Source organism: Novosphingobium sp. (assembly GCF_032093395.1).
In the GTDB taxonomy this organism is placed as follows: domain Bacteria; phylum Pseudomonadota; class Alphaproteobacteria; order Sphingomonadales; family Sphingomonadaceae; genus Novosphingobium.
Genome location: NZ_DAMDBA010000076.1, coordinates 1 through 24,223 on the forward strand (window position 1 = coordinate 1; position 24,223 = coordinate 24,223).

The following is a 24,223-nucleotide window of genomic DNA, read 5'->3' on the forward strand; positions in this document are numbered from 1 at the left end:
CAGCGCGCGTAGATGCCGGTTTCGGCGCTGACGTGCGGGTCGGTGCTGAAGGCCCCGGCCAGCGCCTTGCCTCTAAGTCCATAGGCCACGGTGAGTGCAAGGCCCATGACGCCGCCCCACAACAGCGCCGAGCGGACGGTCGTGCGAAAGCGTGTGCGGTCATCGGCTCCCAGGGCTTCGCCGCAAAGCACTTGCGCGGCGCTTTCGAAGCCGTCCAGCAGCAACGTTGCCAGCATGAACAGCTGGAAGAGGATGCCGTTCGCGGCCAGCGTCACCGGACCCGCCTGTGCGCCGGTTCGGGCAAAGGCGAGCAGGGCGGCGGTGAGCAGCAGGGTTCGCAGAAAGAGGTCGCGATTGAGTGCGAAAAGCCGGGCGAGTTCGCTGCGGCGCCAAGTGGAGCGAAGCCCGGCCAGGGCGAATGCGGCGCCCGCTTCCGGCCGACGGAACACCAGGACGGCAAGCAGCGCGAACTTGAACAGTTCGGAAGAGAACGTGGCCGTCGCCACGCCGGTGACACCCCATCCGGCGACCAGCACGAGGAACAGGTCGAGCGCGATGTGAACGGCATTCGCGGCGATTTCCACGACCAGGACGTGACGCACCAGCCTCTGCCCGATCAGCCAGCCCATCAGTACGCAATTGCCCAGCCAGAGCGGGCCGGCCCAATAGCGGATTTCGATGTAATGCCGTGCGTTCGTGCGCAGCGGGCCCGTGGCTTCCAGCAGGTCGAGGCCGAGCGGGATGGCCAGCGGCATCAGGCAAAGCAGCACGCTCCCTATCCCCAACGCGACGGCCAGCGCGCGGGTCAGGGTTTCCGCTTGCGCCTGCGGATCGCCTCGCCCGGCCCCTTGCGCGGTAAGCGCCACGGTGCTCGTGCGCAGGAAGTTGAACACGTTGAGCAGGCCCATCATGTACTTCGCGCCAAGTTCTACCGCACCTTGCGCGGGCGCATCGCCGAGACGGCCGATCGCCCACATGTCGGCAAGTCCGAACAGGGCGGTCGCCACGTTGGTGAGCATGGCCGGCAGCGCAATTGCCCAGAGCAGGCGGGCAGGGCCGATGGAGGGCGTGGGGGAAGGGAGGGGCAACGGCGGAACTCGCGTCATGGAATGCGGCTCTAGCATATGCCCTGTCGGCGGCAATCGCGCGGTGCAGGCGGCGCGAATCACCGGCCCATATCGACGGGATTATTGCACCAACAATGATGTGAGCTGCCATGCTGCATCTGCGAAATGGCGAAATAAATCGAGCATCAAACGGCGCGCTCCCTGTCCCTCACGAAGAGGGCAGGGAGCGCTAAAACCGTTTATGTAGAAGATGCTGCGTCTGCGAAGTTCGGCGCGCCGGACAGAAAGTAAACTTCCTACCCGGCGCGCTCTCTCCCAACACCGGTAGAACCGCAAGCGGTCCTTCGCCAATCACTCTGCAACAATTTTCCGCGATCGCAAAGCGGAATTGCAGGAAATTTCTTGCAATCGATTTCTACCAGACGAGCGGAACCGCTTCCGGTCCGATTACGCCGCCGGGACGGTACTCGACATGGGTGCCCGGCTGGAGATCGAACTGCGGCACGCGCTTGAGCCATTCCTGCAAGGCGATCTTCACTTCCAGGCGGGCGAGATGCCCCCCCATGCAGCTATGCACGCCGACCGTGAATGCCAGGATGGTCTTGCGGGGACGATCGAAGTCCACCGTCATCGGATCGGGGAAGACGTCCGGGTCGAAGTTGCAGGCGGGCAGGATGAAAGTGACGCGGTCGCCCTTTTTCATCTGCACGCCGCGCATCTCGTAATCTTTGTCGAGCACGCGGCCCGAGAAGGTGACGGACCAGCGGCGCAGCAGTTCCTCGACGATCCGGTCGATGTCTTCCGGCCGGTCGATGATCTCCTGCCGCTTCTCGGGGTTCTGCGCCAGCCACAGCCAGATGTTGTTGAGCGTGGCAAAGACGGTGTCGAGCCCGCCGATGAACAGGAAGCAGACGAAGCCGAAGATTTCCTTGTCGGAAAGCGGCACGCCGTCCGGCTCGGCATGGGCGATCAGGCTGACCACGCCGTCGTCCGGGCTGGCTTTCTTCTCGGCAATGGCTTCCTTCAGATAGGCGGTAATCTTGGCCATGGCCTGGCCCATGATCGCGCGGTCGTTGGAATGAAGCAGTTCCATCGCCCATTCCACGAAAGTGTCGCGCATGGCCTGCGGCAGACCCATGATGTCCAGGAACACCGAGACCGGCAGCGGGCGGCCGAAATCTTCCGTGAATTCACAGGTTTCGCCGGCCGCGACTTTGGCTTCGATGGCGTCGATCAGGTCGTTCGAGCGCTTGCGGATCAATTCTTCCAGTTTGAGCACGCCCTTGGGACTGAACACCGGGTCCACGATGTTGCGGTACTTGCGATGGTGCGGCGGGTCGATCTCGATCGGGATGAAGTAGAAATAGTCGTTCGGATCGCGCGGGAATGGCGTGGCGCCCTCGTTGGAGAAGATGTCCGGATGGCGCAGGCCGAACAGGGCGTCCTCATGCTTGGTGAGGTGCCACATGTTGCCCATGGGGCTGACGTCGTAATAGATCGGCGGCTGTTTGTGGTGCAGCGCTGCCATGAAATCGTGCGGACCGGCCAGGAATTCCGGGCCGACCGTCAGGCCGGACTGACGGATCAGGTCGGCAGGGACATGGTCGGGCACCTGATCCATGCCGACATGGCGCGGGAAGCTGGGCGGAACGGGGTTTGCGGCGTCGATAGGCATGGCTGTCTTCCTGTCGCTCGGCTCAGAACTGGTGTTCGGGCATGTGGACGACGAGACCGTCGAGGGCCGGCGTCATCTCTATCTGACAGGAAAGGCGGCTGTTCGGCTTCACTTCCGCCGCGGCGGATTCCAGCAGTTCTTCCTCGGCCTGCGAGGACGGTCCGCCTACGACATCCACCCAGTCCGCATCGATGTAGCAGTGGCAGGTGGCGCAGGAGAGGCCACCGCCGCATTCGCCGGTGATGGCTTCGACACCGTTGTAGACGGCGCCGTGCATGACGTTGTCGCCGTTTTCGACTTCGACGTCTACCGCGCGGCCCTCATGATCGACGTATGTGACCTTGGGCATCTGACTCTCCTGTCCTTCAATGTCGGCGCGTTTCTGAGAACGCTGTTCTCATGATGTTTAGCGCGGGACGCGGAAAGGAGTCAATCCGCATGCCGATCCGATGCGGCGCACTGGACCGCGAGGGAATCTGCGCCTAGTCCTGCGGAAATGGTGACACCCCGTCCGATCCCCCAAGAGATTTCGAACCATTCCGAGCCCCGGCAGGACGGCGAACGAGACCGCACGCGTCTGCTGATCGATGCCGCCTACGACCTGCTGGACGAAGCAGGGCTTGAGGGCCTGACGATCCGGGCGGTCCTGGCGCGCACCGGCCTGGCGCGTCGTGCCTTCTACGAGAGGTTCCAGGGCAAGGACGACCTCGTGCTGGCGGTTTTCGATTCTTCGCTGCGAGCGGCGGCGATGCGGTTCGGGGACATTACCCGTCAGGTTGCCAGCCCCACCGAGGCGCTGCGGCTGATCGTGTCCGGGATCGTCGTCGGCCAGTTCGGCGAAGAGCGGGAGCAGGGCGGGAGAAGCGGTGCTCACTTGCGTAGCGCTGCCCTTAGCCGAGAGCATTTGCGGCTGGCACAGTCTCGCCCGGCAGAGCTTCAGGCGGCGCTTCAGCCGCTGCTGGACCTTATGGCGACGCAAGTCGATGAGGGGATGAAGACAGGCGAGTTTCGCGCCGCCGAAGCGCATCTGCAGGCCCGGCTGATCTACAACCTCGTCTCGACCACGGTGCACACCGTGTTGCTTCAGGAAGAAGGCCGTCTTCCCGATTTCGCCGGACGTGAGGCCCTGGCAGGGGCGATCTGGGAGTTCTGCCGTCGGGCCATCGTGGCCTGACGGTTCACACGCCCTAAAGCGGTTCGATCCGCTCCAGCATACGCTCGATGTCGGCCGGACGGGCAAGGTCGGTGCCGGCGCGCAGCACGGCGGCCGATCCTGCCGCCATGCCGCGACGGAAGGCTTCCAGTTCGTTGTCGCCCCGGCACAGCGCATGGACCATCGCGGCCACGAAGCTGTCTCCTGCTCCCACCGCGCTGGCAGCGTCGATCTTGAGCGCGGGCAGGAATGCCGTGCCATCGGCCCGCGCCAGAACCGCGCCTTCGTGGCCCATGGTCACGGCGACGAGCCTGGCCTTGCCCGCTTCGACGATCTCCATTGCGGCCTTGCCGATCGCGGTCACGTCTTCAAGCTTGCGCCCCGCATAAGCCTGGAGTTCGCCGAGGCTGGGCTTGATCAAGAGCAATCCACCTTCCGCGATACCAGCCGCCAGCGCCTTGCCGGAACTGTCGAGCACGATTTCCACGCCCCGCCCCTCCACGCCCCGCTGGCGCATCAGCCGCGCGACGCGGGCGTAGAAATCGTCCGGCACGCCGGGTGGCAGCGAGCCGCTCATCACCAGCACGTCGCAATCCGCCTCGGCCAGGCGATCGAGGCATTCCTGCCATTCGGCTTCGCTGACGTGCGGACCGGCGGGCGTGAAGCGGTATTCCTTGCCGGTATCGTGTTCGAGGATGTCGGCGGCCACGCGCGTGGGGCCGGCTATGGCGATGCGCGTTCGAACAAGCTGGTGAAGATCGACAAGGCCGTCCAGCGCCGGGCCGGTGGCGCCGCCCGAGAGATAGAACGAGCGCGCATTGCCGCCCAGGCGAACGAAGACGCGGGCCACGTTGATTCCGCCCCCGCCCGGTGCATAGTGCTCGTTGTCGGTGCGCATCTTGTGCGTGTGCTGGACTTTGCCGACGTCGTAGGAGACGTCGATCGTCGGATTCATCGTCAGGGTGGCGATGCTCTTCATCCAGGCAGCTCCTGCAGTTCGGCGCATTTCATGCCTGCCACCGTTGGCCTGCGCAAACATTCATTCGGGATTTTCGAGGCTTGTCCAAGCCGCCTAGGGCGTAAATTGCAGCATGGATGCGGGCTGCGGCCTGCCGAACAAGAAGCCTTGTCCTTGCGTGCAGCCTTCCGAACGCAAGTATTCCCGCTCCACCTCGCTCTCGATGCCTTCCGCCGCCACGATCAGGCCGAGGCTGCGGCCCAGCCCGATCACGGCACGAATGACGGCGCGCGAACTGGCTTCTTCATGAAGGTTCAGAATGAACGACTTGTCGATCTTGATCTTGGTGAAGGGATAATTGAGCAGGTAGCTGAGCGAGGAATAGCCGGTGCCGAAGTCGTCCAGCGAGATGCCGATGCCGAAAGACCGCAAATTGCGGATGATCGCGGCGGGGCGGGGGCCGCGTTCCATCAGTACGGCTTCGGTGATCTCCAGTTCCAGGCGATCGGCGCTCAATCCGGAACTGGACAAGGCATTTATCACGGCGGCAAGCAGGTTGCCGTTGCGGAACTGGACCGGGGAGACGTTCACCGAAACGCGAACCGCTTCAGGCCAGCCCGCCGCCTCGCGGCAGGCGACTTGCAGGACGAAACGGCCGAGCTTGTCGATTAGGCCCAGTTCCTCGGCGATGGGGACGAAAATCTCGGGAGAAACCTGGCCGCGTTCGGGGTGATTCCAGCGCAGCAGGGCCTCGCAGCATTCCACCGCGCCGGATTCGAGATTGAGCAGCGGCTGGTAGTGGACTTCCAGTTCGCCGTCGCGAACCGCCTTGCGCAGATCGTTTTCGAGGCGGCTCTTTGCCTGGGCCGCTTCGTCCATGGCCGGTTCGAAGGCTCGACAGGTGCCGCGCCGCTCGGCCTTGGCGGCATAGAGCGCCAGATCGGCGTAGCGCATCAGGGTTTCGTGATCGCTGCTGTCGAAGGGGGCGGCGGCCATGCCCACGGTGGCGCCGATATGCAGCGTGTTGCCGTGGACGTGGAACGGCTCCGAAAGGGTGGCGATGATGGCCTTTCCGATCAGTTCGGCCTGTGTGAGGCTGGACTTGCGGAAGATGATCGCGAACTCGTCGCCGCCGATGCGGCAGAGTTGGGCGGCGGGCGGTATCAGTTCGCGCATCCGCCGGGCGGCATCGGTCAGCAGGGCGTCGCCCAGATGATGGCCGTAAGTATCGTTCACGGTCTTGAAGTGATCGAGATCGATGAGGACCAGCGTCACCGTATCCGCCGGGGAAACGTCTTCCAGCATCTCGCGCAGCATTTTCCGGCAGTGCGAGCGGTTGGCAAGGCCGGTCAGGTCGTCATGCCGGGCCATATGTTCCATGCGCCGTTCGATCCGCCGACGCTCGGTGATGTCGAAGATCGAGGCGATCGTGACTTGCCTGCCTTCGAGCACGGAGTTCTGCGTGGATACATGGGCTTCCACCAGGTCTCCGTCGCGACGCAGCATGCGCCAGTGCGCCGAGCATGCCGGGGTGTCGCCTGCCTGCATCGCCGCTGCCGCAGGCCAGGCGTCCGGCGCGAATAGACGCCGGGCGCTCAATCCCTCCATTTCATGCGCCGCATAGCCGAACAGGCGGCAGGCCGAGGCATTGGCGCTGAGGATTCGGCCGGTTTGCGGATCGTGAATGAACAGGGCGAGCGGATTGCGGTCGAACAGCAGCCGGAAGCTCTCTTCCTTCTGCTTGAGGTCGGTGATGTCCACGCGCAGGCCGATCGATCCGCCGTCGTCGGTCCGGCGTTCCTCGATGAGGATGCAGCGCCCGTTCGAGAGGCGTTGTTCGTGGCGGGAGGCGGGCTCCTGCATCCGCCGGAGCCGGTCTTCCAGCCATTCCTCCTCGCGCCCCTCGGCTTCGGGATAGTCGCCCCGCTCCAGGCCGACGCGCAGGGTGTCGGCAAGGCGGGCACCAGGCTCCAGCAGGTCGGCGGAACGGCTATAGATTTCTTCGTACTTGCGGTTCCAGAGGATGTAGCGCCCCTCGTCGTCGAGGAAGACGATGCCCTGCGGAAGCACGTCAATGGCCTCGCGCAGGCGTTTTTCCGCGCGGGAAGCGGCCGCAAGCGCGGCGTCAAGCGTTTCAGGCGACGTTTCGCCTTCCGAGGGTCCGTAGTCTTCCTGCACTATCCATAACCAGCTGACGGGCCCAACCCTGGTTTCGCTTATAACACAGGATGTTAATTTTTCTTTCAACGGAATGTTGGGTGTTGGAGAAGGTCAGTCGCAGCACCGGGATCGAGGAAATTAACCAAGAAGAGAGGCCCGCCGCACCGGGGTGCGACGGGCCGGGTCTTCCTCCCCAGGAAAACGCTTGAAGGTGATCCGACCCTTTTCGGGGCGGTGTTTCCGGCCGCCGGCTTTATCCTGCCGGCGGTCCGGGCCCGTCAGCGCCGGGTGACGCTGACGTTCTGAAGTTGTCAGCGCCGGGTGGCGCCGACGTTCTGAAGTTGTCAGCGCCGGGTGGCGCTGCCAAGGCGATGATAGAGGTTCGAATAGGTCGAACTGATCGGGTCGTCCTCATGCGCGCGCATGTAATAGAGCACGGCTTCCTGAAGCAGCTTGAAGTCCTGGTTCGAAAGCACCGCGCGGGCGCGGGCCGGTTCGGCGGTCATGGTGGTCATAGTACCTTCCTTTCCTAGCTTGGCGGCCCCGGTCCGTTCCGGCGACCTTCGAAAATCGGCTATGCAGCGAATTGATTCCCCCGCTGCTTCAGGCAGCGAACTGGTTCATCGTGTTATGTGTGCCGCCCGCCTTCAGGGCGGCCTCGCCGGCGAAGTATTCCTTGTGGTCGTCGCCGATATCGGAGCCGGCCATGTTCTGGTGCTTCACGCAAGCGATGCCCTGGCGGATTTCCTGACGCTGCACGCCCTTGACGTAGCCGAGCATGCCCGCCTCTCCGAAATACTCCTTCGCCAGATTGTCCGTCGACAATGCGGCCGTGTGGTAGGTGGGCAGGGTGATGAGGTGGTGGAAAATCCCCGCCTCGCGCGCCGCGTCCTTCTGGAAGGTGCGGATGCGCTCGTCGGCTTCGGCGCCGAGTTCGGTGCCGTCGTAATCCACGCTCATCAGCCTTGCCCGATCGTAGGCATTCACGTCGCGGCCTTCCGAGGCCCAGGCATCGTAGACCTGCTGGCGGAAGTTCAGCGTCCAGTTGAAGCTGGGCGAGTTGTTGTAGACCAGCTTGGCATTCGGGATCACTTCGCGGATGCGGCTGACCATTCCTCCGATCTGGCCGATGTGCGGCTTTTCGGTTTCGATCCACAACAGGTCCGCGCCGTTCTCCAGGGCATGGATGCAATCGAGCACGCAGCGGTCCTCGCCGGTTCCGGAGCGGAACTGGTAAAGGTTGGAAGGCAGGCGCTTCGGGCGCATCAGCTTGCCATCGCGGGTGATCAGCACTTCGCCGTGGCCGACTTCGCCTGTCGCGATCTCGTCGCAATCGAGGAAGCCATTATAGCGGTCGCCGATGTCGCCCGGCTCGCGGGTGAAGGCGATCTGCTTTGTCAGCCCCGCGCCCAGCGAGTCGGTGCGCGCCACGATCAGGCCCTCGTCGACGCCCAGTTCCATGAAGGCATAGCGAACGGCGCGGATCTTCGCGATGAAGTCCTCGTGCGGAACGGTGACCTTACCGTCCTGATGGCCGCACTGCTTCTCGTCCGAGACCTGGTTCTCGATCTGGATGCAGCAGGCGCCGGCCTCGATGAACTTCCTGGCGAGTAGGTAGGTCGCCTCGGCATTGCCGAAGCCCGCGTCGATATCGGCGACGATGGGCACGACATGTGTCTCATGGTTGTCGATCGCGTGTTCAAGGCGCTTGGCCTCGACCTCGTCACCGGTCTCGCGTGCCTTGTCCAGATCGCGGAACAACATGCCGAGTTCGCGGGCGTCGGCCTGGCGCAGGAACGTGTAGAGTTCCTCGACCAGCGCGGGGACCGAGGTCTTCTCATGCATCGACTGATCGGGCAGGGGGCCGAACTCGCTGCGCAGCGCTGCGACCATCCAGCCCGAAAGATAGAGGTAGCGGCCCTTGGTCGTGCCGAAGTGCTTCTTGATGGAAATCATCTTCTGCTGGCCGATGAAGCCGTGCCAGCAGCCCAGCGACTGGGTGTAATTGGCGGGGTCACGGTCATAGGCGGCCATGTCTTCGCGCATGATGCGAGCGGTATGCCGGGCGATATCCAGGCCGGTGCGGAAGCGGTTCTGAAGACGCATGCGCGCGACCGATTCGGCCTCGATGCCGTTCCAGTTGGGCTCGGTGCCGATCGTCTGGCCGGCTTCGATGATCTTGGTCTGGTAGGTCACTGCCGAAAGTCCCCGTCTGAAGATGTGATTGGGCGATGACCTTGAGCTAACCGCCGATGACGGGGAGCGGAATGGCCTGCGAAGTCCGGTTGTCAAACTTTACAGATATTCCTTGTAAAGATGTGCAGGTGTGACAAACTGCTGACAAATGGCGGAATCGAGACCCCTCTATCTTGGCCCCAGATTGCGCAGGCTCCGGCGGGAGCTGGGTCTTACTCAGCAGGCCATGGCGGAGGATCTGGAGATTTCGCCCAGCTACGTCGCGCTGCTGGAACGCAACCAGCGCCCGGTGACGGCGGATATGCTGGTGCGGCTGGTGCGAACCTACCGGCTCGACATGGCGGAGATCGCCGGCGACGATGGCGAGGACTATGCCCGCCGCGTGGGGGACGTGCTGCGCGATCCCCTGTTTGCCGACATCGACTTGCCGTCTCTGGAAATCGCCGATCTGGCGATGAGCTTTCCAGGCATTTCGGAAGCACTGCTGCGGCTTCATGGCGCCTATACGCGAGAGGCGCAGGCGCTGGCGGAACAACGCGCGTCCGGCCCGGTCGCCGAAGAGAACGAGCCGGTTCGGGAAGCGCAGCGGTTCCTCGGCCAATCACGCAATTATTTTCATGCGATCGATCTGCGTGCCGAGGAACTGGCCGCCGAGATCGAGCAGACCGGCGGCGCCACGGCATGGTTGGCAGCCAAGGGTGTGCGGGTGCGTTTCCTGCCGCCAGACGTCATGGTCGACTCGCTGCGGCGGTTCGACCGGCATAACCAGCAGCTGCTGATCGACGACACGCTGGGGCCGTCGAGCCGGGCCTTCCAGATCGCGACCCACATCGCCCACACCGCGATGCGCAGCGATATCGTGGCGGTGGTGCGTGCGGCTGCCTTCGCGCAGGCGACGACGGGAACACTCGTGCGAAGAGCATTGGCGGGATATGCGGCCGCCGCCATCCTGATGCCCTATGCCAGGTTCGCGCGCGCGGCCGAAACGCGGCGCTACGATATCGAGGCGCTCTGCGGACTGTTCGGCACCAGTTTCGAACAGGTTGCCCACCGTCTCACCACCCTGCATCGGCCGGGCGAGGAGCGGCTGCCTTTCTTCTTCCTGCGCGTGGACGAAGCGGGCAATGTCTCCAAGCGGCTGGACGGTGCCGGCTTCCCCTTCGCGGCGCATGGCGGCGGCTGTCCTTTATGGTCGGTTCATCAGGTGTTTCGTTGGCCCGGCGAAATCCGCACCCAATGGCTGGAACTGCCGGACGGGCAGCGCTTCTTCTCGATCGCCCGCAGCGTGACGTCGGGTGAGGGGCGGCAGGGACGGCTCAAGGTCACGCGTGCCGTTGCACTCGCCTGCGCAGCCGACGAGGCGGGGAGGCTGGTCTATGCGGATTCGGGGGAGCAGCGGTTCACGCCCATCGGCGTCACTTGCCGCTTGTGCCAGCGTGCCGATTGCGCAGCGCGATCGGTCCCGCCGATCGGCCGGGACGTCCTGGCCGACGATTATCGACGGGGCGCGCAGCCTTATACCTTTGTAGAAACCTAGATATTCGATATTTCGAAAGTAAATTCGCAGATATGACAAATCCGCTCCGGCGATGGCCTATTCGTCCTGCTTGCGATCGCTCCGCTTGAGCAGCAGGATCAGCCTGATGGCCATGCACCTGCGAGAGGATTACTGCATTGAGCACCGCAACAGGCAGCCGATCGCCGAACGAGGCTCGCACTTTCCCTGAACTGATCCGGTTGGCGACAGCTATCCATGGCGAATCCGAAGCGATCAGGTCTGACGGCCGCATTGACGGGGAAAGCGCCAGCTTCGCCGATCTCGACCGGCGCTCGGGAGAATGGGCGCGCGGAATGCTGGCGCGCGGCGTGGGCAAGGGCACGCGCGTGGGCTTCATCTTCGGCAACGGTCCGGGGTTCGCGACGGCGCTGGCTGCCATTGCGCGCATAGGCGCGGTGGCGGTGCCGATCAGCACGATGATCCGCGCCAACGAACTCGTCCGCGTGCTGCGGCAGAGCGATGTGCAGGGGCTGATCGTCCAGCGCGAAATGCTGGGCAAGGATCTGGTCGCGCGGCTGGTCGAGGCACTGCCCGAACTGGCTGCTCAGACTTGCGGCGATCTTCGCATGCTCCGCGCGCCCTATTTGCGTTGGATCGTTTCCGATGGAGACGATCTTCCACCCGGCGTGGCCCCCGTCTCATGGCTTGCCGAGGGCGGATCGGATGTGACGGAGGGCCTCCTGCGGGAGGTGGAATCCGAAGTTCACCCCACCGACCAGATGATCGAGATCTACACGTCCGGATCCATGGCGCTGCCAAAGGGCGTGCGCCATCTACACGGAGCGGTCATGGCACGCAGCCGATGGCTGGGCGAGATGACCGGCGTCACGAAGGGCGAAGAGCGCGCGGCGGTGTTGCCGATGTTCTGGGTCGGCGGTCTGATGCTGTCGCTATTGCCGAACTGGCAGCGCGGGGCCGTCACGGTCTGTGCCGAACGCACGCTCAGCAACAGCCGCTTCGCCATGGGCTCCGTCCTTGCCGAGGAAGATCTCGAACGCATCAAGGGGCCGCCGCCGTGGTGGGGCCTGGGCATGAGCGAGACGCTGGGGCCGTACGGTTGGGGAGACGAATTTCGGGTGGCCGGACGCCCGGTCTGCGCGCCGATGGATCACTTCGCGCCCGGCTACGACATTCGCATCGCGGACGAGGAGGGGCGGCCGGTGGGCGACGGCGAGACCGGCGAAATGCAGGTTCGCGGCGGCGCGGTTGCCCCGGCGCTTCACAAGATCGACCGCGCCGAGCACTACACGCCCGACGGGTATTTGCGCACCGGTGACCTTTGCCTGGTCGAGGATCGGGCCGATGGCCGTCGCATCCATTTCGTGGGGCGGGGTGGGGACATGATCAAGGTCTCGGGATCGAACGTTTCTCCTGCCGAGGTGGAGATGGAATTGCAGGCGCTGCCCGATGTCCACAGTGCCTATGTCGTCGGCCTGCCTGACCGGGAACGCGGAGCGCTGCTGGTAGCGGCGCTGGTTCCGCGAGAGGGGGCAACGCTCGACCTTACGGCCATCGAATCGCGGATGAAGCGCAGCCTGTCCGGCTACAAGGTGCCGCGCGCCTGGGTGCAGCTCGATCGCGATGAGGTGCCGCTGCTCCATTCCAACAAGGTTGCGCGCCGAGAGATTGCGCGGATCGTGGCGGAGCGGTTGGAAGCGCAACCGCGTGGCAACGATCAGGCGCACCTATCGACGCCAGCAACCCCTTGACGCCGGCACCCCATTGACGAAGCCGCGGCCAAGGCATTAACCCGACAGGCAATTCGAAATAGCGAAAGTGCCCATGTCGCGTTCCTCTCCCGGCGTCGCCCGCATGGCCGCCATTCTCAATTTCATTGCCGATCACCCGCGCCAGTCTTTCGCGCTGACGGATCTGGTGCGCGCATTGAAGCTGAGCCGGGCCACCTGCCATGCTCTGCTGACCGGCCTGGTGGACGTGGGCTATCTCTATCGCACCGGCGACAAGACTTACGTGCTCGGGCCTGCCCTGGCGGCTATCGGGCGCACGGCTGCGGAGCATTTTTCCCCGCTCCAGGTGGCGCAGCCGGAGATGCGCAAGCTGGCGGACGATTTCGACGTGGTTTGCGGCGCCTATTTCCTGGAAGGTGACACCATCCACTTGCGTGAGCGAGCCACTTCGGCCCGCCATGTGGGCTACCCGGTTCCCCTCGGCACCCGCATGCCGCTGCGCTGGGTACAGGCGACATCGTTCTTCGCACGCAACCCGCGTGACGCGGATGCCGCCCAGGTCCGCATAAATCCCTCGCCCAGCGCCGAGCAGCTTCAACAGCTCCAGGGGGGAATGGCATTCGTGCGCGAGCATGGCTTCATCGCGCTGGTGCGCCGCCCTGAAAGCACTTCCGGCGAGGCGTTTTCGACCTCGGGGCTCGAGGATCCGCCAGTGGTGCCGCAAACCGATCTGGACCCCGCCCGCGCTTATCCGCTTCTGGCGATCATGGCGCCGATCTACGATGCGCGCGATCGCGTCTCCATCTCGCTGGTCATGGCCGGTTTCGATGGCGTGATAAGCGGAGCCGATGTGCGCCGCGCCGGTGAAGCGCTGGCGGAGGCCTGCGCCAGGATTTCGCGCTTCCTGATCGGCCAACCCGTAGACGGCTGAGCCGGGGCGGCTAAGTCGAGCGGCTGAGGCGGGCGACTTCAGGCCCGATCGCGTCCCGCCTGCGTGATCTTCTGAACCTAATATCTCTCCATGCGTCAGCGAGGCTTGACCGGGCCCCTGCTGCGGACTTATCAAATAAGCGAAAATAAATTCGCTATTTAGAATAATCGTACTGGGAGAGTGCTGGATGTCGGACGTGATCGTCGCGCCGGAAACCCGTGACTTGCGGGAGATGGCGAGTGTGGTGGCAGATTGGCTTCTGGCGCGCCTGCCCGGGGCGGAAGGGCTGGAGATCAGCGATCTCTCTTATCCTCGCGGCGCTGGGCAAAGCCATGAGACGATCCTGTTCGACGCCTGCTGGCGAGAGGGGAGCGTGCCGCACCGGAAGGGCTGCGTGGTGCGCATCAAGCCACGCGGGTTCACCGTCTTTCCTGACGATCTGTTCGACCAGCAGTATCGGGTGATGAAGGCTTTGGCCGAACTTGGGGGCAAAGATTCGGACGATGATGCCGTCCGGGTGGCGCGGCCGCTGTGGTTCGAGGACGATCCGGGCGTGCTCGGCAATCCGTTCTTCGTCATGGAGCGGAAAACCGGGCGCGTGCCCGTATCCATTCCGCCCTATGCCCGCGAAGGTTGGCTGAAGGACGCCACACCCGACCAGCGCCGCGTGCTCTGGCGCAATGCGGTGCGGCAACTGGCGGCGATACAGCGCGTGCCGACGGAAGGGCTGGATTTTCTGGCCGGGCCGGATGGCGAGCGCGGCCTTGAGCAGGAATGGGGTAAGTACCGTCGTTTCGCGCGATGGTTGCAGGATGTCGAGCCGCTTCCCGTCCTGACCGCCGCACTCGATAGGTTGCAGTCTCTGTGGCCCGCGAACCAGCCTGAGGGACTGGTCTGGGGCGATGCGCGGATCGGCAACATGATGTTCGACGATAAATTCGACGTCGTTGCGGTGATGGACTGGGAGCAGCCTTCGCTGGGCGGCGCGCTTCACGATTTGGCCTGGTTTTGCGTGCTGTCCGAGACCATGCACGGGCGGGGCGCCACTTACGGCGCGCCGCTGGACGGCATGGGCAGCCGCGAGGAAACGGTGGCGCTGTGGGAAGAACTGACCGGAAAGAGTTCGGCCGATCTCGAATGGTACGAGGATTTCGCCAACTTCAAGATGACCTGCACCGGCATCCGCCTCGCTCACTTGCGCGGAACGCCAGGTCCGGATGAAGCGGCCATGGCACGGCGATTGAAGGTGGCGTGAAGCGATTGTGGTTGCGAGCCCGGCATATCCGGGCTCGCCACCAGAAGCAAATCAGGTCAGGCCCAGCATCCGACGGCAATTGTCATGGATGATCGCCCTTACATCGGCTTCCGGCACGCCTTCGAAGTCGCGCAGGATGACGTCGCGCGATCGCGGGAAGGTCGTCTCCGAATGCGGATAGTCCGACGACCACATGATATTGCGACCGCCGGGTAGGTCGCGGCTCAGGATTCCTGCGCGGTCCTGGATGAAGGAGCCGTAGATGTTGCGGTCCATGTACCAGCTTGGCGGGTTCTTCAGCGGAGATTCGGTCCAGTAGCGTTGCTTTTCCCAGGTGCGATCGTTGTACTCGGCATACCACGCGAACCAGCCCACGCCGCTTTCCATCGAGCCGATGCGTAACGCGGGAAAGCGGTCGAAGACGCCGTTGTAGATCAGGATTCCCAGCGGTTCGGCCATTGCCAGCTTGCTCATCGGCATATCCGGCAGGAAGAACTGCTTTTCCCCGAACCGAGGTACGCGCGCACCGAGATGGAAGGTAACGACCAGATCGTGGTCGCAGATCGCGGCCCAGAGACGGTTGAACTCAGGCTGGTAGTATTGGAGACTCCCCTTGGGATCGCCGGTGAGGGCCGAGACTTGCCCAGGCTTGAGCGCGGCCACGCCGGAACTCGTGTTCCAGGCCTCCGGGTTCTGGGGAAAGGCCGGCAAGTTGATGGCGCGAAAACCCTTGCTCGCTAGGCGGCGGACATGCTCGACCGTTTCATCGACGTCGCGCATCGGCACGTAACCGACCGGATAGAGCCGGTCTGGCGCTGCCGAGCAGAAGTCCATTACCCAGTTCTGATAGGCTTCGTAGCTGGCGATATAGAGCTCGTTGTCGAGCGAGCCCAGCGGTCCGCCGCCGAACAGCAGCGCCGCGTCCATGCCGTCCGCATCCATGTCGGCCAGGCGGGTCGCCGGTTCCCAGACCTTGCGCTGGTCGGCAAGGCGGCCCTTCATCTTGAAGTTCTTGCCCTCGCGACCGGCCTGGTTGTTGATCATCATGAACGGCCGGCGATTGCCTTCGAAGCAGATGTAATCGCCGTCCTCGGCATGCTCGATGAAGGGCGCTCTCTCACGCAAATGGGCGGGGAGGTACTCCTTCCACATGTCGTGCGGGGGATCGATATGCGCGTCCGCATCGAAGATCGGTCCATAGGGCCAAGGCGTTGCGGCATTGACCCGAACGGCGGCCCGAACGGCCGGATCGGCTTCGCTCAACTTCCGACTCCTCTCATCTATTCGTTATTGTGAACCAATTATCGATATAACGAACTTTTGAGTCAAGTGTCGCGACGTCGCTCAGTCCCGTCTCAGCAGCATCGCGCCGTATCCGTAACCGCCGTTGGAGACGATGGCGGTGCTTGCGTCCGCTACCTGTCTGCCCTCACCGCGCTGCCAGAGCTGGACGCAGGCCTCGTGAATATGCCCGTAGCCATGGAGCCGTCCGGCGGAGAGCTGGCCGCCCCCCGTGTTCAGGGGCAGCTCTCCATCCAGGCCAATGCGGCTGCCGCCTTCGGTGAAGCGGCAGGCTTCTCCCGGAGCGACGATCCCCAGCGCTTCCAGCCAGAGCCAGACGAAGATCGAGAACCCGTCATAGATCTGCGCGCAATCGATCCCGCCGGGTGTCATGTCGGTGCGCGACCAGAGCATCTCGCCGGCGCGACGGGCTGCGGGCAGGCTGGTGAAATCGCCCTCGTGCCGGCTGGTCCAAAGCCCTCCGACGGCCATGCCCATCGCTTCGATGTGAAGCGGCGGATTGCGCAAGTCCTTCGCGGCGTCGCGGTGGGACAGGACCAGCGCCGTCGCTCCATCGACATGGGCATCGCAATCGTAGAGGCGCAACGGCGAGGATATCACCCGCGCGCCCAGATAGTCTTCCAGCGTGATCGGCTCGCGATAGATCGCCGCAGGGTTGAGCCCGGCGTGGGCCCGGCTGGTGACGGCTACGGCGCCGAGTTGCTCCGCCGTGGCCCCGTATCGATCGAAGTAGGCCTGGGCGTAGAGCGCGAAAGTATTGACCGGCGAGAGTGCCCCGAAGGGCACCGTCCAGGCATTGTTGCCTTCCACGCGGTCGCGCCCGCCGGACATCAGCGTGGAGGCGCGTGCCTGCCGACGCGCGCTGGCCTGCGCGACCGTGCGGAACACCACGATATGGCGCGCCATGCCGCAGGCGATCGCGGTCACGGCATTGAAGATCGGCGCCATGTGGCTGAACCCTTCGGAGGAAGCGAGAATCCAGCGCGGATCGATCCCCAGCACCTCCGCTGCCTCGGAAGGGCTCACCGGGGCGATGCCGCCGCCTTCCGACGACTTGCCGGGGTAAGTGGCGATGCCGTCGATCTCCGACACTGCCAGACCGGCGTCCGCGATGGCGGCCAGACAGGCATCGGCGGTGAGTTGCAGGGCGCTGCGCCGCGACGGGCGGGCTACTTCGGATTGCGCAATGCCGGTTATGCAGACCAGCTTTTCGGGAAACGGGGTCATGACGGGTCCGGTTGGAAAAGCGGTAGCCAAAGATCGTCGTGCTGCTCGAACGTGACGGACACTGGCAGCCCGACCCGCGCTTCCTCCACCGGGGCCAGAAGGTTCGTGAACACGTAGAGTTGCGGCTGCTCCTCCAGCTCCACCGCGGCGAACACGAAAGGCACGGCCATGTCCGGCAGCCATGCCTCGCGATTGACGGTGTAGCTGGCGATCCGTCCCTTGCCGGAGACCGGCTGCGGGGAAACCGCTTCGCTGCCGCACGCGGCGCAGCGGGGGAGGGGCGGGTGCTGCCATCGTCCGCAATCCGCGCAGCGCTGGATGCGCAGGATGCCATCGATGCCGGACGTCCAGAAAAATGCACTGTCCGGCTCCAGTCGGGGAAGTTTGCGAGCCATGCTCAGAACACCACGCCCTGGACCTTGAGATCGATGATCTCGTCCTCGCTGTAGCCCAGCGCGGACAGCACGGCGTCGCTGTCGGCCCCGAGTTCCGGCGAACGGCTGGACGGCAGCGCGGCACCGTCGAAAAGCATGGGCACCGATACCATCGGCAGGCTGGTGTCGTCGCCTGCCGGAATCTGCTTGAGGTAGCCGTTGGCGCGAACCTGAACGTCCTGTGCGATCTCGCCCACGTCCTGTACCACGTCCCATTGCCCGGCCTGACGGGAAAGGATGTCCCGCCACTCTGCCAGCGTCCTGGAGGCGAAGAGTTCGGTCACGGCTTCATGGCAGGTGGCCAGGTTCTCGCGCCGTGCCGCGCTGTTCGCGAAGCGGGGATCGGCCGCGAGGTCCGGCCGCCCCGCCACTTCGCAGAAGCGGGCCCAGTAGCGATCCGCCTGCAACATGCAGAGCGCGACGAACCGGCCGTCCGCCGTCCGGTAGTTGGCGACCAGCACGTTGTTGGGAAGCCGTGGATCGGGGCGGGGAAACTTCCGGACGCCGTCGGCGGTCGCCTGGCAGATCAGCCTCTGCTGCGACCACATGGCCGCGCCGAGCAGCGACACGTCCACCTCGCCGGCCTCGCCGGTCAGCGCGCGGCGGGCGATGGCGGCACAGATGCCGCCCGCGAGCATCGCACCGGAGAGAGTGTCTCCGAAGGCAGGGCCGGGCGGTCCCACCGGATGAAGCGCGCCCTCTTCGGTCAGCGAGGAGGCTATGCCGCCGCGCGCCCAGAAGGTGATCGCGTCGTATCCGCCCTTTTCGCTTTCCGGCCCATTGGGACCGAGAGCGCTGCCGCTGGCGTAGATCAGGCGCGGAAAGGCCTTACGCAGGGTTGCGGCGTCGATCCGCATGGTTCGCCGTGCGGGCGGCAGAAGATTGGTAAGGAAGACGTCGGCGCCCTCCAGCAATCGGTCGAGCACGGCGCGTCCGGCTGGCTGCTTCAAGTCGAGCGTCACCGAGCGCTTGCCGCGATTGTAGCTTTCCCAGGAGTAGTCGATGGCGCTCTTTCCCAGCCCGCCGATCTGCAAGCCGCGCAGCGGATCGCCGCTGGGCGGCTCGATCTTGATCACTTCCGCGCCGAGGTCTGCCAACATGCCGCCGCAAGCGGGCACGAAAGCCCACATCGCCACTTCCACGACCTTTATGCCTTCCAGCGGTCTGCCCATCTGTGCATCTCTCCCGTCGGCGGCATCAATTTTACGGCCACCATAAATTCTCTATTGCGAATTATGTAACGAAATAGAGAATTGAACAAGCCGGACTAGCCCGGCATCGGAGAATGCGACATGCCGGAAGTTCTCACGCGCGAAGTTCCGCGCCTCGCCGCCACGGAAGTACCGAAGACGCTTGTCGAGGCGCTCGATCCGGCATGGCTGTCGATCGTGCTGGCCCGCTCCGTGAAGGGTGTCGAAACCGTGGAGGTGATTCGCACGGTGGCCACGAAAGTGCGCTTCGCCGTGGAATTCGAAGATGGCGAACGCAGCGCCTATTGCTTGAAGGGCCTGCTCGACGTGGACGAGGCGACCGCGCGAGGAGGACCGACCTGCGTTCTGGAATCGGACTTCTATGGCAGGATCGCGCCGCTGGCGGATTGCACCGTGCCTGAATGTATCGTCACGGTGATAGACCGGGAACGCCAGCAGGCGGTGACGGTGATGCGTGATCTGATCGTTCAGGGTGCGGTGTTCTGTTCCGCGCTGGAAAGCTTCACGCCGGACGATGCCGTGCTCAGTCTTGGCCAGATCGCGCGACTTCATGCGCGCAGCGACGTGCTGGCGCAGTTCGACTGGATTCGTCCACGCCTCTCCCAACTGGCGGAGATGACGTACGTCACGCCGGAAACCTTGCAGGAACTGCTCGACGGCCCTCGCGGCGACGGCCTTCCAAGCCAGGTTCGCGATGCGCCGCGACTGGTGGCGGCCTTGAAGTCCTTGGCGGCGCGCGACGTGCAGCGCCCGCAGTTTCTGGTCCATGGAGATGCGCACGCCGGAAATGTGTTTCGCTGGAACGGCGGGATGGGCCTGATCGACTGGCAACTGCTTCAGCGCGGCGGCTGGGCATTGGACGTGGCCTATCACATCAACGCGGTACTGCCGCCCGAGGTGGCCGAAGCCGAAGAGCGGCGCTTGCTTGGGGAATATCTGAAGATGATGCGCGGCCATGGCCTGGCCATGCCGGATGAGGACGAGGCGTGGCTGCAATATCGTGAGGCGGCGATCTACGGCTATTATCTCTGGTCGATCACGCGCCGCGTCGATCCGCCCATCATCGTCGAGTTCGTCGATCGCCTCGGCAAGGCAGTGGCCCGACACGGGAGCCATAGTCTACTCCATGCCTGAACAATGCCCGAGGCGGGTTTATGTCAGCGGCTCGCCGATCGTTTCCGCCAGCAGCGCGCGTGTCGCCGACCAGGCGATGCGATGGGCCATGCGGTCATAGGCAATGCCGGGCGCCAGGCCGTCGTGATCGGGGTCCATGAAGGCGTGCTTGGCTTTGGCGAAGAGGGTAAACTGGTAATCGGCCCCGGCGGTGTCGAATTCCGCCTGGATTGCCTGGGCATCCTGGACCGGGGCGTAAGGATCGTCGCCGCCTGTCCAGATCGCCACGCGGGCTCGAACCGCGCCCGAACGTGCCGGAGCATGGGTGGTCAGCAGGCCGTGAAAGCTGGTCACCGCACGCAGATCGGCTCCGCCGCGCGCCAGTTCCAGAACGCATCTGCCGCCGAAACAATAGCCGATGGCAGCGATGCGATCGGGATCCACGCCGTCCAGTCGGCGTACGCGTTCGAACCAGGCCATCGCGCGCGCGCGTAGTTTGGCGGGCTCTGCCATGATTGCGGCGAAACCTTGCCCTGCCGTCTGATGCGAGGACATATCGACAGCCTCATCGTACATGTTGGCATGAACGACGGTGTAGCCGGCCTCGGCCAGTTCCCGCATCGCCGTGTCGAAGCTTTCCGATGCGCCGGTAGCACCGGGAAACATCATCACGGTTCCGCCCATTCCTTCATGTTGGGAATGAGCGATCCGGCCATGAAGGCGGGCGCCGTCATGTTCGCAGGTCACGGGTTCGAATGGCATCCCTGTTTCTCTCCCAAGACTCGCGGGCGTCGCATTTGTGAATTGTCGTTCGCAAATCAGAATGTACCGCTGGACCGGTCCTTGTCAAAATCCGATGGACTTGCCGGTCGGGCGGCGATCGTGGCATCCTGTCGCCATGAGCGGAGCCGATCTGAAGCCTCGTCGGCAGACGCGCGCGGCTGTGGTCTTGCTGGTCGTCCTTTTGCATCTGGCGCTCGTCGTAGTGTTGATACGCGCCTTCGCGCCGGAATTCGCGGCAACCACCATCGGATCGCTGACGCGAACTTTCGATATCCCCCTGGAACCACCGCCCCCGGATCCACCGCTGCCGTCACCGACGCCGCATTTGTCTTCGCCGCCGCAGAAGAAAGGTGCAGCGGGAAGTCCCGGCAAGCGCGCGGAGCCACGCCCCATTGCGGCGCCGCAGCCGGCAGTGCGGATTGCCACCACCGAGGCACCGACCATCGCCGGCAACGGTCCGGATCATGCATCGGGCGGGCAGGACGTGGGGGCAGGCACAGGCGCGGCGGGCGCGAGCGAAGGGCGTGGCGCGGGAGGAAGTGGCTCGGGATCGGGGGGAGGCGGGGGAATTGCCGCCAAACCGGTGAAAATCGCGGGAGACATCAATTCGGCCCGAGACTATCCCTCCGCAAGCCGGGAACTGCGCTTGGGATCACAAGTCGTCGTTGCCCTCCGGGTCGGCACCGATGGGCAAGTGAAAGGATGTCGCGTGATACAGGCAAGCCCGGATGCGGAGGCCGATCGGATCACCTGTCGACTCGCGACGGAACGTTTTCGCTTCAAACCGGCACGAGATGCCAAGGGGAATGCGGTCGAGGCCGAATATGGATGGCGGCAGCGATGGTTTCTGAAGACCCGATCCTGAGGGGTTGAATTTGAGGATCTTTCGACGCGGCGCAATGTTGGTTCAGTTGGTCCCGTTCCGCCAAGACGCGTCGCCGGGTTGGCGCTAACGTTGCTATGGATCGAAAGATCGCCCGTCGACGACCAATTGAAACGAACCGGCATTTGAAACGAACCCGCATTTGAAAACGAATTGGGCAAGCCGCAGTGCTGCGGCGCAGGAGTGAAAGATGAAGTCTGACTGGATCGATCCTGTTGCATTGGTCGAAGGCACGGCTAATAGCGCGCCGCAAAGCTCCCTTTCCCTTCATAATGCGAGTGCCATGCCCGAAATCGTTCCCGTCATCCTCTGCGGCGGCAGCGGCACCCGCCTCTGGCCGCGCAGCCGCGCCGCCATGCCCAAGCCCTTCCTCCCGCTCGTCGGAGATTCGACGCTGTTCGAGGCGACGGTGGCGCGTTGCCCCGCCGCCAGCGGGTTCTCGGCACCCGTGGTGGTGACCGGAACCAAGCATCTGGCCCACGTCGAAGCGCAGCTTCGCGGCGTCGAGGGAGCTTCGGTGATCGTCGAGCCCGCGGCGCGGAACACGGCTGCGGCCATTGCGCTTGCCGCCTGCCGCCTGCCCGACGATGCCATCATGCTGGTGTGCCCCAGCGACCATCACATCGGGCGGCCCGACGTCTTCTCCACGGCTGCCTGCGCGGCTGCTGAACTTGCGAAGGAAGGATGGCTCGTGTCCTTCGGGATCGAGGCGACCGCACCCGAAACCGGTTTTGGATATCTCAAGCGGGGTGAACCGATCGAAGGACACGAAAAGGCGTTTCGCACGGCTCAGTTCGTCGAAAAACCCGATCTCGAACGCGCCAGGTCGTTCCTTGCCGATGGCAATTACGCCTGGAATGGAGGCATTTTCGCTTTCCGGGTGGGGGACTTCATGGCCGAACTGGCCGCGCACCGCCCCCAGATCGCCGCCAAAGTGCGCGAAGCGGTCGAAAAAGGCAGCGAGGAAGGACATCGCTTCCATCCGGATGCCGCCACTTTCGCGGAAGTGGAAAGCGATTCGGTGGACTATGCGGTCATGGAAAACACGCGCCGCGCGGCGCTTGTGCCGGCCGACATGGAGTGGTCGGATATCGGCAACTGGCAGGCCCTGCACGATGCGCTGGCGCGAGACGATCAGGGCAACTCGGTGCGCGGGACGGGCCCGGTCGAGATGGTCGATTGCCGGAATGTGCTGGTAGACAGCGACGGCCCCCGCGTTTCGGTAATCGGACTGGAGAACGTCATCGTCGTGATAGACGGAAACGATGTGCTGGTAACGACCGTTGATGGGGTGCAAAAGGTCGGAAAGCTCTCGGGCGCCGTCAACCAATAAGGAATTTCACATGAATGCCGCACTGCCGATCCGCCAGGTCGAAAAGCCCTGGGGCAAGGATGTGCTGCCTGCGCCTTTCACGGCGCCGGATGGGGAGCGTATCGGCGAAATCTGGTTCGAACCTCCCGCCGCTTTGCCCGATCTGTTGGTGAAATATATCTTCACCAGCGAGAAGCTTTCTGTGCAAGTCCACCCCAGCGACGCGCAGACGCGGGCAAAGGGACTTGGCCGGCAGGGCAAGGAAGAGTGCTGGCTGATCGTGGCGGCAGAGCCCGGAGCGACCCTCGGCATCGGCTTCGATGCGCCGATCGGCGAGCAAGAGATGCGCGCAGCCGCCCGCGATGGCTCGATCGAGAGGCTGATGACCTGGCATGAAGTCCAGCCCGGCGATTTCTTCTACATCCCCGCGAATACCGTTCATGCCATCGGTGTAGGCGTAAGCCTGATCGAGGTTCAGCAGAATAGCGACATCACCTATCGCCTCTACGACTACGGCCGCCCGCGCGAGCTTCACCTGGACGAAGGTATGGCCGTGGCGAAGGGCGAGGTTTACGATCTGGCACGTTGGCACAAGCGGGTGCCGGAGCATGATAGTGCCGTTCTAGTAGATGGTCCGCTCTTTCTGCTCGATCAAGTGGCGGGCGTGCCGTCCCCGGCGGTTGCAACCCGATATCCCGAGGCGCTGCTGGTGATACCGCGCGAGGGCATCGTAACCATCGGCGAGGATACTATCTCGCCGGGCGGCTGTGGCCTGGCAAAGTCCCTGGATGACATCAAATTTGCGGAAAACGGAGTTTGCCTGCTGGCGAGAGCCTGTGCAGGCTGACGCATGTTTGTAATAGACGATGCCATGATCGTCCAGACCATCCAGTTGGCGTTGACGCCGGTGTTCGTGCTGGTGGCCATCGGCAACATCCTCAACATTCTGTCCAGTCGGCTCGGACGCGTCGTGGATCGCGCGCGCGAGTTGCAGGAGCGTCACAACAAGACGCACGGGGCCGAACACGACATGGTGGTGCTGGAGATCCGCCTGGTCGACAAGCGCATCAACATCATCACCAAGGCCATCCGTTTCATGGTGCTTTCGGCATTGTGCATCGGCACCACCGTTGCCGTGCTGTTCCTTCAGGGCCTGGCGGGCCTCGACCTGCATGGCGTTGCGGCGGTCATCTTCCTGGCCTCGATCGTACTTCTTCTGGTGGCTCTGGTCCTGTTCCTGCGAGAAACCCAAGTGGCCAAGGATGCGTTGAGCATTCCTCGCGATTATCTGGAACTGCACCGCACCATCTGACCGGC

The 24,223-nt window shown here is 64.0% G+C and carries 22 protein-coding genes; 10 read left to right on the forward strand and 12 right to left on the reverse strand.

Annotated features, from left to right (window positions below; translation table 11 throughout):
• The 3 genes from RT424_RS19530 to RT424_RS19540 all read right to left on the reverse strand — a co-directional run.
• Nucleotides 1–1,088, reverse strand: a 1,088-nt coding sequence (locus RT424_RS19530; protein WP_313441659.1) for an MATE family efflux transporter, incomplete at its 3' end; no start/stop codon positions are given.
• Between the two features lie 394 nt (nt 1,089–1,482).
• A complete protein-coding gene (locus tag RT424_RS19535; RefSeq protein ID WP_313441661.1) occupies nt 1,483–2,742 on the reverse strand; it encodes a cytochrome P450 in 1,260 nt (419 codons plus the stop codon).
• Nucleotides 2,743–2,764: 22 nt separating this feature from the next.
• Complete coding sequence (locus tag RT424_RS19540) at nt 2,765–3,091, reverse strand: 2Fe-2S iron-sulfur cluster-binding protein (protein WP_313441663.1); 327 nt, start codon at nt 3,089–3,091, stop codon at nt 2,765–2,767.
• A 147-nt stretch (nt 3,092–3,238) separates the two neighbouring features.
• Between RT424_RS19540 and RT424_RS19545 the strand changes: the two genes are divergently transcribed.
• The gene (locus tag RT424_RS19545; protein ID WP_313441665.1) at nt 3,239–3,916 is read left to right on the forward strand and encodes a helix-turn-helix domain-containing protein; all 678 of its coding nucleotides are present in this window, start codon (nt 3,239–3,241) and stop codon (nt 3,914–3,916) included.
• A 13-nt stretch (nt 3,917–3,929) separates the two neighbouring features.
• Here the strand turns inward: RT424_RS19545 and RT424_RS19550 are convergent, their stop codons facing one another.
• The 4 genes from RT424_RS19550 to RT424_RS19565 form a co-directional block, all read right to left on the reverse strand.
• A complete protein-coding gene (locus RT424_RS19550) occupies nt 3,930–4,874 on the reverse strand; it encodes a 1-phosphofructokinase family hexose kinase (protein ID WP_313441667.1) in 945 nt (314 codons plus the stop codon).
• Between the two features lie 93 nt (nt 4,875–4,967).
• Nucleotides 4,968–7,031, reverse strand: a complete 2,064-nt coding sequence (locus RT424_RS19555) for an EAL domain-containing protein (RefSeq protein WP_313441669.1) — start codon at nt 7,029–7,031, stop codon at nt 4,968–4,970.
• A 326-nt stretch (nt 7,032–7,357) separates the two neighbouring features.
• The gene (locus tag RT424_RS19560) at nt 7,358–7,528 is read right to left on the reverse strand and encodes a hypothetical protein (RefSeq protein ID WP_313441671.1); all 171 of its coding nucleotides are present in this window, start codon (nt 7,526–7,528) and stop codon (nt 7,358–7,360) included.
• An 88-nt stretch (nt 7,529–7,616) separates the two neighbouring features.
• Nucleotides 7,617–9,209, reverse strand: coding sequence for an isocitrate lyase (locus RT424_RS19565; protein WP_313441673.1), 1,593 nt, complete (start codon nt 9,207–9,209; stop codon nt 7,617–7,619).
• 148 nt (nt 9,210–9,357) lie between these two features.
• Between RT424_RS19565 and RT424_RS19570 the strand changes: the two genes are divergently transcribed.
• The 4 genes from RT424_RS19570 (at nt 9,358) to RT424_RS19585 (ending at nt 14,641) form a co-directional block, all read left to right on the forward strand.
• On the forward strand, nt 9,358–10,746 hold the full coding sequence (locus RT424_RS19570) for a short-chain fatty acyl-CoA regulator family protein (protein ID WP_313441675.1): 1,389 nt from the start codon (nt 9,358–9,360) through the stop codon (nt 10,744–10,746).
• 137 nt (nt 10,747–10,883) lie between these two features.
• Entirely contained in the window at nt 10,884–12,476 is a 1,593-nt protein-coding gene (locus RT424_RS19575; RefSeq protein ID WP_313441677.1) for a class I adenylate-forming enzyme family protein, read from the forward strand.
• 73 nt (nt 12,477–12,549) lie between these two features.
• Complete coding sequence (locus tag RT424_RS19580) at nt 12,550–13,386, forward strand: IclR family transcriptional regulator (protein WP_313441678.1); 837 nt, start codon at nt 12,550–12,552, stop codon at nt 13,384–13,386.
• A 187-nt stretch (nt 13,387–13,573) separates the two neighbouring features.
• A complete protein-coding gene (locus tag RT424_RS19585; protein ID WP_313441679.1) occupies nt 13,574–14,641 on the forward strand; it encodes a phosphotransferase family protein in 1,068 nt (355 codons plus the stop codon).
• Nucleotides 14,642–14,692: 51 nt separating this feature from the next.
• On the opposite strand, the gene RT424_RS19590 is transcribed toward RT424_RS19585, so the two are convergent.
• The 4 genes from RT424_RS19590 to RT424_RS19605 all read right to left on the reverse strand — a co-directional run bounded on the left by RT424_RS19590 (nt 14,693) and on the right by RT424_RS19605 (nt 18,776).
• Nucleotides 14,693–15,904, reverse strand: coding sequence for an amidohydrolase family protein (locus RT424_RS19590; protein ID WP_313441680.1), 1,212 nt, complete (start codon nt 15,902–15,904; stop codon nt 14,693–14,695).
• A gap of 81 nt (nt 15,905–15,985) precedes the next feature.
• Complete coding sequence (locus RT424_RS19595) at nt 15,986–17,170, reverse strand: thiolase family protein (protein WP_313441681.1); 1,185 nt, start codon at nt 17,168–17,170, stop codon at nt 15,986–15,988.
• Complete coding sequence (locus RT424_RS19600; protein WP_313441683.1) at nt 17,167–17,565, reverse strand: OB-fold domain-containing protein; 399 nt, start codon at nt 17,563–17,565, stop codon at nt 17,167–17,169. Before RT424_RS19600 ends, RT424_RS19595 begins: the two co-directional genes overlap by 4 nt.
• Nucleotides 17,566–17,567: 2 nt before the next feature.
• The gene (locus tag RT424_RS19605; RefSeq protein ID WP_313441684.1) at nt 17,568–18,776 is read right to left on the reverse strand and encodes a CoA transferase; all 1,209 of its coding nucleotides are present in this window, start codon (nt 18,774–18,776) and stop codon (nt 17,568–17,570) included.
• A 120-nt stretch (nt 18,777–18,896) separates the two neighbouring features.
• Between RT424_RS19605 and RT424_RS19610 the strand changes: the two genes are divergently transcribed.
• Nucleotides 18,897–19,949, forward strand: a complete 1,053-nt coding sequence (locus RT424_RS19610; RefSeq protein ID WP_313441685.1) for a phosphotransferase — start codon at nt 18,897–18,899, stop codon at nt 19,947–19,949.
• Nucleotides 19,950–19,967: 18 nt separating this feature from the next.
• Here the strand turns inward: RT424_RS19610 and RT424_RS19615 are convergent, their stop codons facing one another.
• Nucleotides 19,968–20,690 (reverse strand): dienelactone hydrolase family protein, encoded by a 723-nt coding sequence (locus RT424_RS19615; protein ID WP_313441686.1) that lies wholly within the window; start codon nt 20,688–20,690, stop codon nt 19,968–19,970.
• A 136-nt stretch (nt 20,691–20,826) separates the two neighbouring features.
• On the opposite strand from RT424_RS19615, the gene RT424_RS19620 reads away from it, so the two are divergent.
• The 4 genes from RT424_RS19620 to RT424_RS19635 all read left to right on the forward strand — a co-directional run bounded on the left by RT424_RS19620 (nt 20,827) and on the right by RT424_RS19635 (nt 24,218).
• Nucleotides 20,827–21,576: a TonB family protein gene (locus RT424_RS19620; protein WP_313441688.1), complete on the forward strand. Its 750-nt coding sequence runs from the start codon at nt 20,827–20,829 to the stop codon at nt 21,574–21,576.
• 301 nt (nt 21,577–21,877) lie between these two features.
• Entirely contained in the window at nt 21,878–22,927 is a 1,050-nt protein-coding gene (locus RT424_RS19625; protein ID WP_313441690.1) for a mannose-1-phosphate guanylyltransferase, read from the forward strand.
• 10 nt (nt 22,928–22,937) lie between these two features.
• Complete coding sequence (locus tag RT424_RS19630) at nt 22,938–23,753, forward strand: class I mannose-6-phosphate isomerase (RefSeq protein ID WP_313441692.1); 816 nt, start codon at nt 22,938–22,940, stop codon at nt 23,751–23,753.
• 3 nt (nt 23,754–23,756) lie between these two features.
• Complete coding sequence (locus RT424_RS19635; protein WP_313441694.1) at nt 23,757–24,218, forward strand: DUF2721 domain-containing protein; 462 nt, start codon at nt 23,757–23,759, stop codon at nt 24,216–24,218.
• Nucleotides 24,219–24,223: the final 5 nt, after the last annotated feature.